General features: G+C 51.4%; 16 protein-coding genes. 5 read left to right on the plus strand and 11 right to left on the minus strand.

The window, feature by feature from the left end:
• The first annotated feature begins 234 nt into the window (after positions 1-234).
• On the plus strand, positions 235-1,107 hold the full coding sequence (locus R2103_RS11635; protein ID WP_317531563.1) for a flagellar brake protein: 873 nt from the start codon (positions 235-237) through the stop codon (positions 1,105-1,107).
• Between the two features lie 37 nt (positions 1,108-1,144).
• Here R2103_RS11635 and R2103_RS11640 read toward each other — a convergent pair whose 3' ends face one another.
• Positions 1,145-1,810 (minus strand): CAAX prenyl protease-related protein, encoded by a 666-nt coding sequence (locus R2103_RS11640; protein WP_317531564.1) that lies wholly within the window; start codon positions 1,808-1,810, stop codon positions 1,145-1,147.
• Positions 1,811-1,978: 168 nt separating this feature from the next.
• Positions 1,979-3,136: a DNA polymerase IV gene (gene dinB / locus R2103_RS11645; RefSeq protein ID WP_317531565.1), complete on the minus strand. Its 1,158-nt coding sequence runs from the start codon at positions 3,134-3,136 to the stop codon at positions 1,979-1,981.
• A 133-nt stretch (positions 3,137-3,269) separates the two neighbouring features.
• Between dinB and R2103_RS11650 the strand changes: the two genes are divergently transcribed.
• Together R2103_RS11650 and R2103_RS11655 are read left to right on the plus strand one after the other, a co-directional pair.
• Positions 3,270-3,524 (plus strand): GIY-YIG nuclease family protein, encoded by a 255-nt coding sequence (locus R2103_RS11650; RefSeq protein WP_317532090.1) that lies wholly within the window; start codon positions 3,270-3,272, stop codon positions 3,522-3,524.
• Positions 3,525-3,532: 8 nt separating this feature from the next.
• Complete coding sequence (locus R2103_RS11655) at positions 3,533-3,925, plus strand: YchJ family protein (protein ID WP_317531566.1); 393 nt, start codon at positions 3,533-3,535, stop codon at positions 3,923-3,925.
• 64 nt (positions 3,926-3,989) lie between these two features.
• Here R2103_RS11655 and R2103_RS11660 read toward each other — a convergent pair whose 3' ends face one another.
• Positions 3,990-4,958, minus strand: coding sequence for a hypothetical protein (locus R2103_RS11660; RefSeq protein ID WP_317531567.1), 969 nt, complete (start codon positions 4,956-4,958; stop codon positions 3,990-3,992).
• Positions 4,959-5,090: 132 nt separating this feature from the next.
• The gene (greB, locus tag R2103_RS11665) at positions 5,091-5,639 is read right to left on the minus strand and encodes a transcription elongation factor GreB (protein WP_317531568.1); all 549 of its coding nucleotides are present in this window, start codon (positions 5,637-5,639) and stop codon (positions 5,091-5,093) included.
• 158 nt (positions 5,640-5,797) lie between these two features.
• On the opposite strand from greB, the gene R2103_RS11670 reads away from it, so the two are divergent.
• Entirely contained in the window at positions 5,798-7,114 is a 1,317-nt protein-coding gene (locus R2103_RS11670; RefSeq protein ID WP_317531569.1) for a pyridoxal-dependent decarboxylase, read from the plus strand.
• An 8-nt stretch (positions 7,115-7,122) separates the two neighbouring features.
• Here the strand turns inward: R2103_RS11670 and R2103_RS11675 are convergent, their stop codons facing one another.
• The 3 genes from R2103_RS11675 to R2103_RS11685 form a co-directional block, all read right to left on the minus strand.
• Positions 7,123-7,455 (minus strand): SMR family transporter, encoded by a 333-nt coding sequence (locus R2103_RS11675; RefSeq protein ID WP_317532091.1) that lies wholly within the window; start codon positions 7,453-7,455, stop codon positions 7,123-7,125.
• Positions 7,456-7,692: 237 nt separating this feature from the next.
• Positions 7,693-8,331: a PEP-CTERM sorting domain-containing protein gene (locus R2103_RS11680; RefSeq protein WP_317531570.1), complete on the minus strand. Its 639-nt coding sequence runs from the start codon at positions 8,329-8,331 to the stop codon at positions 7,693-7,695.
• Between the two features lie 203 nt (positions 8,332-8,534).
• Positions 8,535-9,512, minus strand: a complete 978-nt coding sequence (locus tag R2103_RS11685; RefSeq protein ID WP_317531571.1) for a 2-hydroxyacid dehydrogenase — start codon at positions 9,510-9,512, stop codon at positions 8,535-8,537.
• Between the two features lie 161 nt (positions 9,513-9,673).
• Between R2103_RS11685 and R2103_RS11690 the strand changes: the two genes are divergently transcribed.
• Entirely contained in the window at positions 9,674-12,463 is a 2,790-nt protein-coding gene (locus R2103_RS11690) for a DNA methyltransferase (RefSeq protein WP_317531572.1), read from the plus strand.
• Positions 12,464-12,639: 176 nt separating this feature from the next.
• Here the strand turns inward: R2103_RS11690 and R2103_RS11695 are convergent, their stop codons facing one another.
• Genes R2103_RS11695 through R2103_RS11710 form a run of 4 tightly spaced genes read right to left on the minus strand, consistent with a single transcriptional unit; the run spans position 12,640 to position 15,589 of the window.
• Positions 12,640-13,059, minus strand: coding sequence for a biopolymer transporter ExbD (locus R2103_RS11695; RefSeq protein WP_317531573.1), 420 nt, complete (start codon positions 13,057-13,059; stop codon positions 12,640-12,642).
• The gene (locus R2103_RS11700; RefSeq protein ID WP_317531574.1) at positions 13,059-13,832 is read right to left on the minus strand and encodes a MotA/TolQ/ExbB proton channel family protein; all 774 of its coding nucleotides are present in this window, start codon (positions 13,830-13,832) and stop codon (positions 13,059-13,061) included. The genes R2103_RS11695 and R2103_RS11700 overlap by 1 nt, the downstream gene beginning before the upstream one ends.
• Positions 13,833-14,525 carry an energy transducer TonB gene (locus R2103_RS11705; RefSeq protein ID WP_317531575.1) on the minus strand — a complete coding sequence of 231 codons (693 nt, stop codon included), beginning with the start codon at positions 14,523-14,525 and terminating at the stop codon, positions 13,833-13,835.
• 23 nt (positions 14,526-14,548) lie between these two features.
• Entirely contained in the window at positions 14,549-15,589 is a 1,041-nt protein-coding gene (locus tag R2103_RS11710) for a hypothetical protein (protein ID WP_317531576.1), read from the minus strand.
• Between the last annotated feature and the right edge of the window lie 10 nt (positions 15,590-15,599).

Here is a 15,599-nt window from a genome sequence, read left to right on the forward strand (position 1 = left end):
AGTATTAGCGGGAACACACCTTTAATATTTAATTTTTCCTACAATCCGTAGGCAAAATCCTTGCGTTTATTCTATATCTTAACCCTGTAATACACCCACCGCTGTTAAAGTTTTAAAACAACCGCTCCGTTAAAAGCAAATCTGATACTGACAGTTTAAATGCAGGTTCGCGTCCCGTGATCCGATTGACTAGTCCGTTGAGCAAATTTCACGATTAACTTTAAGCAAACGACTATGGATTTGATACCCATACAAACAACAGACTTGATGGTTGGCCAACCGCTGCCGTGGGATTTATTCGATCAGGGTCGTCAACCCATACAAAAGCGCGGTTACATTTTCAAGACGGAAGATGAGTTAAAACAACTGGAAGAATTACCGGTCTTCCGCATGGAAAAGCAAGATCCAGAACAAACGGAACCCGTTACTCAAGCACCGGAAAAAACCGGCTTTGAAGATATGCATCTGAAAGTAGGCCATAAAATGCATCTCACTTTGGCCACTTATTCAAAAAATGCCAGCGAAAACAACTCATGCGCGGTTTCCATGATCGGCTATGTGCCGGACAGCACTTTGATTGTCTCCATGCCTGCATCCGATCAATTAATCGGCGAGCCTTTTATTGAAGGTGAGCAAATTCACGTGCGCTTAATTACCGGGCAATATGCGTATAAATTTACCGTTTTTGTCGACAAGATTATTCGAGTGCCTTTTAAATACTTACACTTGTCTTTCCCCAAAGACATACAAGGTCAAAGTATCCGGAAGTCACGCCGAATCAAATGCAATTTCCCCGCAACAGTTGCTGAGAAATCAATTCCGATCAGCATCACGGATCTCAGTATCTGCGGCGCCGGAATCACGTCAAGCCTGCCATTGGGAACATTAGGTTCGGAAGTCACGCTATCTTTTGCTATCGCTTTACATGACAGGGAAATACCTTTATCCATCAAAGCGACCATCAGATCCGCCAAGCAAAGCGCCAAGAAAAATCAGAAAATAATCTGCACGGGCGTTGAATATACCGGCATCAAACCGGATCAAGTATTCGCGCTACGTCACTTGATTTATCAGGAAATAGTTGAACACCCTGAAAATGTAATTTAAACGATGGCGGGAAGGAATTCCCGCCATCGTTTTCCCTCTACCAGAAACCCCAATTCCCTGTCAGCACGATCCATATACCCAATACCGCATTGGTAACCGCATGCGCGAGAATCGGCAACCACAGCGTTCTGCTACGCGTGTATAACAGACCGTAAACAATACCGGCAAATAACCCCGCCAGCCATAAGCTGTGCGCGAGCGCAAATAAGGCAGCAGCGATGCCGAAGGCTTTAATTCCAACCTGCGCCGGATTGACGGTCAGAAAATTGGGATGCTCAATCCAGCGCATCAGAAATGACCGCCAGAAAAGCTCCTCCATCACCGGAACCACCAGCGCTGCGCCGATGATTCGCACTGTCACAAGAAACCAGTCGATTTCACCGTTATCGCGCGGATCAAATCCCACCGCGTCACCCATCACCATCCAATCGGCCGTCAGATTAATCCACGCGATAAAGACCACAATACCGGCGACCAGCGCAGCCCCCCAAATCCGGAAGCCTGCACCGCTGGGCCAGCGCAATTCACTGTAAGCGCTTCGCATCACCCACAACAAACCGGCCACGACTGCGATTTTCACCACATAGAGCAGACGCAATTCATCAACTTGCCAGCCAAACTTCAACAACACATCTTCCAATATCATGAAAAAAACATAGGCAGCAAAAGGCGCAATCCGGTACAGATTCGTGCGATCAATCATTGATCAATTCCTTATTAAATTTTTGTGATGGGCAACGAACAACAGCGGGTATTCAATCCATGGATCTCATTCCAGCCAGTGTATAAGAGCGGGTAAAAATCAAAATAGCAATAACAACCAGTTACCTGTCCTTTATCGAATATTAACGTCAACCGCGTTGCGATGAAATCACAACACCAGTGGCAATTCCCATTGACGGGAAGCGTCGGCCGCCGGCACGGCAGTCTCGGCGCACAGCGCGCTGACTTTCACACCCAATAACCGGATCTTCTTCTGCAACGGCACCCGGCGTAAACACTCCCCGGCAGCCCTGCGTATCCGGACCGGATCGTTGGTATAGCCAGGCAGAGAAAAATCGCGCGTGATAGTGCGAAAATCCTCGAAACGCAGCTTGATACTGATGGTACGCCCGGCATAGCCCTTGCGTTTCAAATCACCGGCAACCTGCACACACAATGCGGTAAATGCCTCGGATAAGCCGGGGCGATCCTGGCGCGGGTGCAGATCGCGCTCAAACGTGGTTTCCCGGCTGATGGACTTAGGCTCTGCATTCGTAATCACCGGACGATGATCGATCCCGCGCGACACCTCATACAACCAGGCTGAGTAACTGCGCCCGAAGTGAGTCTGAAGCAAACTCAGTTCGGCCTGCGCCAATTCGGCAATCGTCGTGATACCCAGTGACGCGAGCTTACTGGCCGCTTTGGGGCCGATACCGTTGATTTTTCGCACCGGCAGCGGCCAAATCCGCTCCGCGATGTCATCAAACGCCAGGATGGTCAAACCATCGGGCTTCTCCAGATCGGAGCAGATTTTTGCCAACAGTTTATTCGGCGTGATACCAATCGAACACGAAAGCCCGGTCGCGTCTTTCACCGCCTGCTTAATCCGCCGCGCCAGCGGCAGCGTATCTTCCGGCAGACCGGTCAAATCGATATAGATTTCATCGATACCGGAATCTTCAATCTGCGCGGCAATACCGGCAACCGCGCTTTTGAACAAACGCGAATAATGCCGGTAAACAGGAAAATCAACCGGCAGCAGAATCGCATCCGGCGCCAGCTGTGCAGCCTTCATCACCCCCATAGCGGAATGCACACCCAGCGCACGCGCCTCATACGTAGCGGTGGTAATGACACCGCGCCCGGCATAATCGCGCAAACGGTAAAAATGCCGTTTGCCATCGGCTTGCAGCACCGGCTGGTGCTCGTCCCTTCCGCCGATCACGACCGGCAAGCCGCGCAATTCTGGATAACGCAACAGCTCGACCGAGGCGTAAAAAGCATCCATATCCAGATGCGCGATGCGGCGTTGCGGGGTATCCATTGTTTACACGATAGCAAAATGAGGATTGTGATAAATTACACCATAAAACCAATATCAGTGAGCACGGCCTCTTCTTTGGCCACAAGCTTTTTACTTTATGTTTGAGATTGAACGATCAACAAAGAAAATTGATATGCATTGGACAGTCTATATCCTAAGATGCGCCGATGGAAGTCTGTATACCGGAATCACAACCAATCTGACGCGCCGAGTCAAAGCGCACGACGCAGGCAAAGGCGCGCGCTACACCCAAGGCCGTGGGCCATTCCAGCTTGTACACCAAGAATTCCATAAAAACCGCGCAGAAGCGACAAAAAGAGAGCTATCGATAAAATCCCTATCGCGCAGCCAAAAGCTGGAATTAATTTCCGCATACTCAGCATCTTGAGTACCAGCATGAAAAGCACACAAGAATCATCCTGCCCGTGCGGCAGCGGCAAGCCATACAACAGCTGTTGCGGCCGTTATCTGGATCAAAACGAAATTGCCATCACGGCGGAAAACCTGATGCGCTCACGCTACAGCGCCTATACATTGATGCGTGAAGACTATCTGCTGGCCACCTGGCATTCCAATACACGCCCGGCCTCCCTGAATTTGACCGGACAACCGGCGCAGCATTGGCTTAGCTTAACCGTCAAACGGCATGAACAAACTGCTGCGGATCAGGCCATCGTGGAATTTACCGCACGTTACAAAATCAACGGCCGGGCGCACCGCTTGCACGAAATCAGCCGCTTCGTGCGGGAAAATGGCCGGTGGTTTTATGTGGATGGCGAGATTCTGTGAATTTTGCGGGATTGCGCTCCAACACACCCGGCTCTCTGAATCGTAAAAGATGTTCCGCGAGCGCTTAAAACGATGTTTTATTCCCCGTACCGAAAAATTGCGCGATCAAAGCTATAAGATCAACGATTGATTGAATATTCCGCGCACCGGTAAAAAACCGGCCATCTTCGATCATATCGCTCCATAAGAACACACCCAGCCCGCCAATTTCTTTCGATTGATCCAATAAATAGGCATATCGGTATAGTTGATCCATTAGCGTTTCGACATCGTCAAAGAGTTTGTCGGCTAAGAACCCTCCAGGCACTAAAAATAATTTACGGCCTATCGGATTCGCTGATTCGAGCGCCTGCATGGTGCTCCACACCCCTGTTCCATAATCAACGTGTGAGTTATAACCCAGTTCCGGCGAGCCGCAGAAATTAAAATCGCCATAACAATCAAAACCCAAATACTCGGCATCATCCAGCATAATCACGAGTTCATCGGGGTAAGCTTGCTTTTGCAGGACTAACTCAGCCCAAGCTTCAATATGTATCACACCAGCCCCCGGAAATTGCTGTCTAAGCAATCGCCCTACCGATCTCAATGCAGACAAAGTGCCTGCATAGCGATTTTCGATATCATGGCATGCCTTGGGTTTTCCTTCGCTACACGCCTTTCGTATCATCCACAACGGTTCATCGAATAAAAATAAAATTTCTCTATGGTGCACGGCAGACATCTCAATTGCATCAATAATCCCATACGGATCGTTCCGGTACATGCCGGTTTCCGGATCAAACAGAAGCTTGCCTATCGAAATCACCGGAAGCATCTTGTACACATTAGCATCAAGATAGCGTGTAATTTCATCGACACTCTTTGGTATAAATCCAAACGCATTACTGAATTCTGCTATTTCATCGATGTGTTCGACCTCATTCAAAAATGATCCAATGATTTTTTGAGGCCGGTCGGTATTGAAATATGATGCTTGCACATCAACCGGAGATAACAAAACAACCAGCATAAAAGCAATATACTTATCCATACGTCCTCCACTTTTTCACCACGGATTCAGTATAAGGCTATGATTAATATTGTTCTGTGCGAAAAATCACGGAGTTACTACTATTCAGCACAAACTGCTTATCCGGATAAATTGCTGATAAGGAATTGAATCTCACAACGCTTCGTAACGAATTTCCACCACCTCCAGTTCTTCCAATCCACCCGGCGTATGCAGCTTCACCACGTCGCCTTCATGCGCCTTGAGCAGCGCTTTGGCGAGCGGGGAAATCCAGCTGATACGGCCGCGCCCGGGATCGGCTTCGTCCATGCCGACGATGCTGTAGGTGTTTTCCTCGCCTTGGCTATTGCAAATGGTCACGGTAGCGCCGAAAAACACTTGATCGCATTCGCCGCGTTGCGCGGGGTCGACCACTTCGGCGTTATCCAGGCGCTTGGATAAAAACCGCAAGCGCCGGTCGATTTCGCGCAGCCGACGCTTGCCGTAGATATAATCGCCATTTTCCGATCGATCACCATTGGAAGCCGCCCAGGTAATGGTTTTAACCAATTCCGGCCGTTCCACTTTCCACAACTGATCGAATTCATCCTTCAGCCGCTGATGGCCCGCCGGGGTAATGTAGTTTTTCAAGCCCTGCGGCAACTTCGGCGTATCGTCCGGTTCGTCGTCGTCTTCGTTTTCCTTGGTAAAGGCTTTATTCATGATCACCATTATTATCAGCAAAAGGGAACCGCTAAGATAGCGGTCTTCCCTGTTCTATTCAAGATCATTCACCGCAACGCCTCTCCCATCTTGCAAAATAGGGAAGAAACCTTACGTTCAGCACAGTATCTAATGATCGTACTTAACAGGAGGTCATCATGCTAATGAACCGGCGCCAATTTTTGAGCATATCCGGCGCAACAGCCTGTATGGCTGCATGCTCACCTCAGGTTCTCGCAACACAACCGCTGACGCGAGTTCCGCAACAAAATGGTTCGGCTGCATTGAAAGCCATGCGGAACCTGTCGCAACAACGCAGCCGGTTGCTCGGCTATCCCATCAATATGACCACTCCGCCGGATGAGTTTTTCGCCTGGCGCAATGAACTCGCGGCCGTGGGTTTCAATCAATTCGCTTTCAACAATGTCGGCAATCCTTACGACCATAGCCATATCCCGTTTAATTGCCATCCGTTTGAAAAGGAATTGATCGATCGTTTCGGCGCAGTGTATGGCTTCGCACCGGATAATATCTGGGGATTCCTTACCAACAGCGGCACCGACAGCAATATGCACGGGCTGTATATGGGCCGTACGATTCTTAAAAGCCGCACCGGCGTCATGCCGAAAATCTATTTCACGCGCGAAGCGCATTATTCGATTCAGATTCTGCGCGACCTGTTGCATCTCGACTGGGTGGTGGTAGGCACGCGGCCCGACGGCAGCATGGACGCCAATGATCTGGAACGGCAGTTGAACGCCAATCCCAATCATCCCGCCTTGGTGGTCGCAACCATTGGCACCACGTTTAAAGGCGCGATTGATCCGGTTGATGCTATCCAAGCCAAACTAAAACAACGCACCGCCTATCTTCACTTGGATGCCGCGTTATTCGGCGGCTATTTGCCACACACCGCGTTTGCCGCTGACTTGCGGCACAACGTCAGCCATCCGGTTTCCAAAGCAGGACTGAAACGCTACGATTCCATCGCCGTTTCCTGTCACAAATTTTTTGGCTTCCCCTCGCCCGCCGGATTGTTCATCACCACGCGCACGAACTTTGAAGCGTTCCGCACCCCGTTCAGCCAAATTCACGACCCGGAATACATCCAGCAAGTACCCGGCACGATCAGCTGTTCGCGCGATGCCGTCAAACCGGCCGAATTTTACTTTTTCAGTTCGGAATCGGCGTTTGCCCGGCAAGCTGCCGATGCCAAAGCAATGCTGGATAACACCGCTTATTTACTGAAAGAAATGAACAATCACTATAGTTACCTGCGGCCGGTGCGCGCCAATGACCGTTCGAATACGATTTACTTCATCACCCCGAGTAAAGCCATCGTCGATCATTACTCGTTAGCGACCATGCAACTTGATATTGACGGAGAACGGACGCCCTGTGCGCATGTCGTGATCATGCCCCATGCCAAGAAAGAGATTCTCGACCGGTTTCTAACCGACTTGCGCAAATCCTGACGGCGGCATCAATGCACCACGCTGCGGGAAAACACATTGATCACGGCCACGCCCGCGATGATCAGAACCAAACCGATCAGCGCGGGCGTATCCAGCGACTGCCCCAGAAATAGCCAGCCGCTCAGGGCGATCAATACGATGCCAACGCCCGACCAGATCGCGTACGCCACACCGACCGGAATGGTTTTCAGCGTCAACGATAGCAAATAAAAAGCCAGCAAATAACCGGCGACAACGATCAACGATGGCCACAAACGGGTAAACCCTTCGGCGGCTTTGAGGAACGATGTCGCGATCACTTCGCTGACAATCGCGACGGCAAGATAAATCCATGGCTGCATGGGTATCACTCCTTGTGTTGGGATGGTCACAGGCACCGGTTTCAGCCGGATGCATGAAATAGCTTCGGCTATGTTACCAAAACACGATGGAGTAAACGCAAACCACAGCATGGACGCTGCATGATGATAAACGTGACGATCGAATATCGTCAGCGATGGTCCAAAAAAAACCGGCACTGCGTTTACCGCAGCGCCGGTTCTTCTAAAACAATTTACTACAATCCTACGATCAAGCGATTAAACTGCGGCCGCTTGTTTACGACGGTAGCCAGCAAAACCGATCAGGCCAAGACCTGCCAGCAACATCGCATAGGTTTCAGGTTCTGGAACGGGAACCAGGTTAGCGGCAACGTCATGTCCAACAATGCCCATCGTGCCTGAGTAGGTGAGAACCTCATCAGCAGAAAAACGAACCGATGCGGTGACCACGGTTCCAGCCAGTTCGGCTACGATTGCACCGTAACCGCCGTTACTGGCGACATCCGGATCCCAGGAAAATACGAATACATTCAGTGGATCGAAACCGGTGAAATCAAAACCGAATACCGTTGAGCCCACCGCGCCAAATAATGACGATGTGCCATTGGCTTCCGGATCATAGGCAAAAGATCCGCCGCCCGAACCACCGAATACCAGCGACTCACCCAGGATGCAACTTCCGCCATCGATACAATGTGTACCGGACAGATTGAACGTGAGTTTCTCGATTTGACCGCTGGTGCCGTCAAAAGCGGCGGTATTGATGCTGAAAGAACCTAATGGGCCTGGGTTGGTTACGGTGATTGAGCCAGCTGGTGATGCATAGCTGACGCCGCTCAATAGGACAGAGAGTCCAAGCGCGGCAGCAACTTGCGTAGTGCCTTTAATAAATTTCATTATTTTTCTCCTTAAATTATAAAAACCACATTGATACTTTATCAACGCATGTTCGTTTAACTGCACGTTCGCTTTCTAATCGCTTACGGCAGTAAACTGCCAAATGGCATTAACGAGCCCTTCTCGCAAAAGATTCCTATTCTTTGTAGGAATTTTCTTTCTGATTTTACCTTCTTTTTATTTCTTTTAGTGCCAATTTTGTACTAATTTCGGGTACCCCCTAGTGCATCAGTAACCTGATTGAATGGTTTATTTTGGAAAAAATGCGCGATATTCCCAGCCAGTTGATCCAGCAGCCGCTGCCGCGATTCGTGGCTGGCCCAGGCGATGTGCGGCGTGACAATCAGATTCGGTGGCAATTCGCGCAGAATCCGGTTATCCGCACTAGGCGGTTCGCCCTGGATCACGTCGATAGCCGCTCCGGCGATCTGTCCGTTCGATAAGCTTGATAACAAATCGGCTTCGTTGACCAGTCCGCCACGCGCGGTGTTGATCAGATACGCCGTCGGCTTCATCAAGGCCAATTCGCGCTGACTCATCAAATGCTGCGTTTCCGCCGACAATGGGCAATGCAAGGTGATGAAATCCGCCTGCCGCAACACCTCGTCGAACGCGGTTCTACCCGCCCGAGGCGGCTTGCCTTTGTGATCCGCGATCAGCACTTGCATACCGAATGCCTGCGCAACGTGCGCCACCGCATGCCCGAGTTCGCCGTGGCCGATGATGCCGAGCGTTTTGCCGGACAATTCCATAACCGGATAATCGAGCGGACAGAAAAACTGGCTCTGCTGCCAGCCGCCGCGCTTCACCAGCGCCTGATAACCGGAAAATTGACGCGCCTGATTCAGCATCAGCATGAACACATGTTCGACCACTGACGGCGTGGCGTAGCCGCGCACATTGCACACCGGCACGCCATATTCGGCTGCCGCCGCCAAGTCGACATTGTTGTACCCGGTCGCAGCGATGCAAATCAGCTTGAGCGATTGCGCCGTTGCAATGGCGTCACGGCTGATATAAACCTTGTTGCTGACGATCACCTCAGCGGCGCGAATGCGTTCCGCCACTTCCGTCTCGGAGGAATCGTGATAAAACTGCCACGGCGATATCGCCCGCTCCATCGCCGCGCAATCCATATCGCCGCGGGTGACAGAACCAAAATCCAAAAATACAGCACGCATATTCTTCTCCCTGATGATGGAAAATCATACCACAGGCTAATCTTGGAATTTCCCGGCGCGATCACGTAGAATCGGGCGGGTCAAAATAAATAAGGAAGCTCTGAAAAAGGTAGCGAGCATAGTAGTTTTTCAGAGCTTCCCAAGAATAAACCGGAGACCGCATGGCCCTAGCCTGGAACGAAATCAAAGACCGCGCGCTGGCGTTTTCCCGCGAATGGGCCAAAGCGGAATCGGAAGACGCCGACGCCAAACCGTTCTGGATCGAATTTTTCAATGTGTTTGGCATCACCTCGCGGCGCATCGGCAGCTTTGAGCAGAAAGTCAAAAAACTCGGCGACCGCGACGGCTACATCGACTGGCTGTGGAAAGGCAATCTACTGATCGAGCACAAATCGCGCGGGCGCGACCTGGATCGCGCTTATCAGCAAGCCATCGACTATTTTCCCGGACTGAAGGAACACGAGCTGCCGCGTTTCGTGCTGGTCAGCGACTTCGCGCGCTTCCGCCTGTACGACATGGTGGAAGGCACGCAGACCGAGTTTCTGCTCAAGGAACTGTACAAAAACGTCAAGCTGTTCTGGTTCATCGCCGGTTACCAGCCGCAAAAAATTTCACCGGAAAGCCCGGTCAACGCCAAGGCGGTGCAGCGCATGGCGAAGCTGCACGACCAATTGAAACAAATCGGTTATGGCAAGGCCAAGCCGCGCGACTTGGAAGTCTATCTGGTGCGCCTGCTGTTTTGCCTGTTCGCCGAGGACACCGGCATTTTCGAGCGCACCCAGTTCACCGAATTCATCAGTCAGCAAACGCGCGAAGACGGCAGCGACCTGGCGCCGCAACTGGCACAACTGTTCGACGTGCTCAACACACCGGAACACGCGCGGCTGAAAAACCTCGACGACACGCTGGCCCGGTTTCCGTACGTCAACGGGAAACTGTTTGAAGAGCGCCTGCCGTTCGCCAGCTTCGACCGCGACATGCGCGCCGCGCTGCTGGTTTGCTGCGCGCTCGACTGGAGCGGCATCTCCCCGGCGATTTTCGGCTCGCTGTTCCAGAACATCATGGACGAAACGCCGAACGCGCGGCGCAACCTCGGCGCGCATTACACCACCGAGGAAAACATCCTCAAGCTGATCCGCCCGCTGTTTCTCGATGAACTGCACGCCGAATTTGAAAAAATCCGCCAGACTGTCAAAGGCCGCACGCAAAACCTGCAAGCCTTTCACAGCAAACTCGCCGGTCTCAGATTTTTAGACCCGGCGTGCGGCTGCGGCAATTTCCTGGTGATCGCGTACCGCGAACTGCGCCGCCTCGAATTGGAGGTATTGCGCACACTCCATGGGGGCGGGCAGTTAGTACTCGATATATCGAATATTGTCCGGGTTAATGTCGACCAATTCCACGGCATCGAAATCGAAGAATTCCCGGTGCAAATCGCGCAAGTCGCCTTATGGCTCACCGACCACCAGATGAATGCGCAAGTGTCGGAAGAATTCGGCCAAAACTTCACCCGCCTGCCGCTGACCAAATCCGCGCATATCGTGCACGGCAACGCGCTGCGACTGGATTGGAATGCAGTGATTCCTGCGGAGCAATGCCATTACGTGATGGGGAATCCGCCGTTCATTGGCAAAACCTATTTAAACGACGAGCAACGCGCCGATGTCGCCGCGATTTTTCACGATACCAAGAATGCCGGATTGCTTGATTACGTCAGTTGCTGGTACCGCAAAGCTACCGATTATATCGCTGCTCATCCGGCGATCCGGGTGGCATTCGTGTCGACCAACTCGATCACGCAAGGCGAACAGACCGGCGTATTGTGGCCGGATTTATTGCGCCGTGGCGTGCATCTGCATTTCGCCCACCGCACCTTTCAATGGACAAGCGAAGCCAGCGGCAAAGCGGCGGTGCATTGCGTCATCATTGGTTTTGGCTTGCAAGAAGCAGCGCAGAAAACCATTTTTGAGTACGCCGACATTCAAGGTGAACCGCATGCCGTAGCGGCCAAAAACATCAATCCCTATTTAGTGGATGCTACCGATGCGGTTCTGGAAAACCGCACCCATCCAATTTGCAATGTACCTGAAATGCTTTATGGCAATAAGCCAGTTGATGGAGGCAATCTTCTGTTATCACCAGAAGAAAAAATTGAATTGTTAAGTAAAGAACCTCAAGCAGAAAAATGGCTACAGCCTCTACTTGGTGCAGAGGAGTTTATCAATGGAAAAACACGTTGGTGCCTGTGGTTGATTAACATTGCTCCCAATGAGTTACGGGGCATGCCTGAAGTAATGAAACGAGTTGAAGCTGTACGAATTTTTCGACTTAAAAGTACAAAAGCGCAAACCCGGCAACATGCTGCAACAGCGACCTTGTTTGTCGAAAATCGCCAACCTGAAAGCAACTATATTCTAGTTCCACGTGTTTCATCTGAGCGCAGATTATTTGTACCAATAGGATTTTTCGATAGTCATACTATCAGCACAGATCTGAATAATATGATTCCCAATGCCACCCTCTACCACTTCGGTGTCCTCACTTCCACGATGCACAACGCCTGGATGCGCACCGTATGCGGGCGCTTGAAAAGCGATTATCGCTATTCCGTTGGGATCGTCTACAACAATTTCCCGTGGCCGGAACCCAGCGATACCCAGCGCCGAACCATCGAAACCGCAGCACGGGCTGTGCTCAACGCCCGCGCGTTGTTCCCCAATGCCACGCTGGCCGATTTGTACGACCCGCTGGCGATGCCGCCGGAGCTGGTGCGCGCGCATCAGCGGCTGGACCGCGCCGTCGACGCCGCATACGGCAAAAAATCATTCGTTTCCGAAGCCGAACGCGTGGCGTTTTTGTTCGAGCGCTACCAAACGATCACCAGCCTGCTGCCCGCCGCCGCAACCCGGAAACCCGGCAAGAAAACAACGAAGCAACCCGACCTTACCTGACGATGAAACCCGCACCGAGCATTACGGTACGCTACTACACGCATTTTCTGCATGCCGCCGGTCATTGAAAACGGTCACCCGGCCGATCTCGATGTTTTAATTGAGTCAATCACATCCAGCCTTGTAGGGTTTGCCGTCATTGATAACCGGTAAACTGAGCTGAAAATCAGCAGCCGTTATTTTTCCGAAGGATCTGTAATGAATCCGATGCGGGTCATACCAGCCTTGGCGGCAATGCTCATTATCCGTGCGACATGCTCATAATGCGCCAGTTTGTCCGCACGGATATGCAACTCAGTATTGGGCGCTTGAGCGGCTGTTTCGCCAAAGCGAGGCGCCAATTGCTCCAATGCCACCGGCTCGCCATTCCAAAAGAAACTCCCTTCTGCCCGGATGGCCAGTTCAACGTGCTCGGGCTGGGTGATATTGGGCGTGCTTTCGGCCTTTGGTAAATCAATTTTGACGGAATGTGTCAGCAACGGTGCTGTGATAATAAAAATGATCAACAATACCAGCATGACATCGACCAATGGCACCACATTGATTTCCGCCATCGGCGCTTGACGGCCGCTATCATGCATACTACCGAACGCCATTATTGCCGCCTCCTTTCATAGGCTGTATCCAGTGTTTCTGCAACAACGGATGTGGCGGAGGATTGCGCCGGAGAATTTTTTTCATCGCCATCCCCGACTGTAATCAGGATAAAAAGATCATGCGCAAAAGCTTCCAGGCGCGCCAGCCAAATGCGATTCCGGCGCACAAAGGCGTTATAGGCAAGCACTGCGGGGATAGCCACCGCCAATCCCAGTGCTGTCATGATCAGCGCTTCTCCGACAGGGCCGGCCACTTTATCCAATGTGCCCTGCCCCGAAAGCCCGATCTGAATCAAGGCATGATAGATTCCCCAAACTGTACCAAACAAACCGATATAAGGCGCTGCCGAACCTGCTGTTGCAATCAGCGTGAGCCCATTCTCAACCCGGGTAGCTTCCTGATCGATGCCATTACGCAAAGTGCGCGTCAGGAATTCACTGGTGCCGCCTGCTGCCGCTAATTTATGCGAACTGTGAATTTTGGAATCAGCCGCGGCATCGATTCCCAGCCTGGCAATCGCTGCGAAAGCATTATTGGGGAGATTATCCGGGTCGTTCTTTTTAAACTCGGTACTGACTGCCTGGAGAGAATCAAAGCTCCAGAAATGTTTAATAAATGCTTCGGCGCGGCGCTTGGCCATATAGTTGGCGATACTTTTTGTGATAATCAGATACCAGCTCGCTATTGAGAGTAATACCAGTAGCGCCAGCACACTGATACCGACTTCATCAATTTGCGCGAGAAAGTGAGAAAAACCAAGTCCTGTTTCCATTTATTCATTTCCTTGCAATACAAAATTAAAAGGTTGTAAGGCGACTGCCCGAACGGGCTGGCCATTGCGCAGCGATGGATTGCATTGCCAGCTTTTCACCGCGGCCAATGCCGCTGCATCAAGCCGCTGATAGCCGCTGCTATTGATGATACTGATTGTGTCGACGCGCCCGTTTTCATCCAGCTCCACACGCAGCTCCACCTTACCTTCCTCACCCATGCGGCGGGAAATCGCGGGGTAAACTGGCGCCGTCAATTTTGAGCAGGAAACGGACAATTCCGCAGATAGCGCAACGGGGCCAGTTTGCATTGGTGCAGGCGGCGCAACCACGGGGGCAGCGGCTTTAGTTTGTTCTGCTGCCGGAGGCGCCGGTGACGGCTCGACAGACACATCCTGCTTGGACGTTACCGGTGCTTTCGCGGCAAGACGCTCTTGTTTTGGCTTGACTACTGCGTTTTTTTTGACAGGCTGAGGCTTGGCAACCGGAGGTTCCGTCACGCTGACCGGGGGCGGCAACGTAATGAGATCGGCAAATAATGCCACCATTTGCTCAGGCGGTGGCGTCAGGCGCTGATTCCACAAAAAATAAAACAGGCCCGCATGTATTATCAGTACACACAACAATCCTGGTAAGGTAATAGCCCGCTGTTGTGATCCCAGATAGCCAATATTGTTTCGCGATAATGATTGCATTGCGAAATTGAAATATCGAAAGATTAAAGACCGGCTTGGGCAACGAGTACGTTAAATTCACCTAACGTAACAATATTGGCGCCAAATTCACCACCCACCGCAAAGATATGATTATCTTTTATACCGACACAAACGTTGTTTCGATAACAGCGCGCGTAATATCCAAGCGCTATGATTGATGCCGTTGTGTGTGGAAACAGAGCGGGATAATTGGATTCGGCCCAATTAAATAATTTATCGGCTAGCGCGGTATCGGTATTCGGTTGCAGCACACGTCCCGCCACGGCTTGTTGAAAATCCGCTAATGGCAAACCGTTATTGAACATGATCCACAGCGAGTCGGAAGGTACAGGGTAAGACTCGGTGACCAACTGTAATTCAACCATGTAAGCACCCGCAGGCGCATTCGAAGCACCCCGGTCTGACTCAACAATCCAGTCGAGATGCGTGTGTAAGGAGCCATTGGCACGCACTTCACCGACAATGAGTGATGTTGCGCTGCTTACGCCGTGCCGGTTAAATAGCGTAAATCCTTCGACAGTTTTGGGAAGACAGAATACCTGGCCGCAATCTTGATTCGGCTGCAAATCCAAACCACCAGCCAAGCGGATTTGTATTCCTTCCGGCGCTAGTGTCCATTGGCGCTTATCGGTACTCCAATAACTCAAGTGTCCGCTGGCACGGTAGCGCACCCGGTCTCCGGCCGTCATATCGCCAGCAATGCTCTCGAAGCCTGGACTATCAATCGCGGTACGGTCGGGGAAGATGCTGAACTCCGATACATAAATCGGGGTGCCGGTCAGTTGGTCAATCGGCATCTGCCCGGCGGGTAAACCGAGGGTTTCCGGCTTCACCAAGCTGCATCCTTTTTCTGGGTTACAAAAGCTGGCTTGTACACGTTCAGCCACAACTTTAACCTCGATATGCTGATGCAATTCACCGGCATTCAGCGTCAGCGGATGCGATAAATACAGTCCCAGCAAGATGCTAGAGATTACATGGCGTGAATTAGCACCCAGTGCAGGAAGAGAATTTTTGATTACGTTTCTAAATAGATTAGGCATATCTCAGTGT

The organism is Nitrosomonas sp. Is24 (assembly GCF_033063335.1).
Taxonomy (GTDB): Bacteria; Pseudomonadota; Gammaproteobacteria; order Burkholderiales; family Nitrosomonadaceae; genus Nitrosomonas.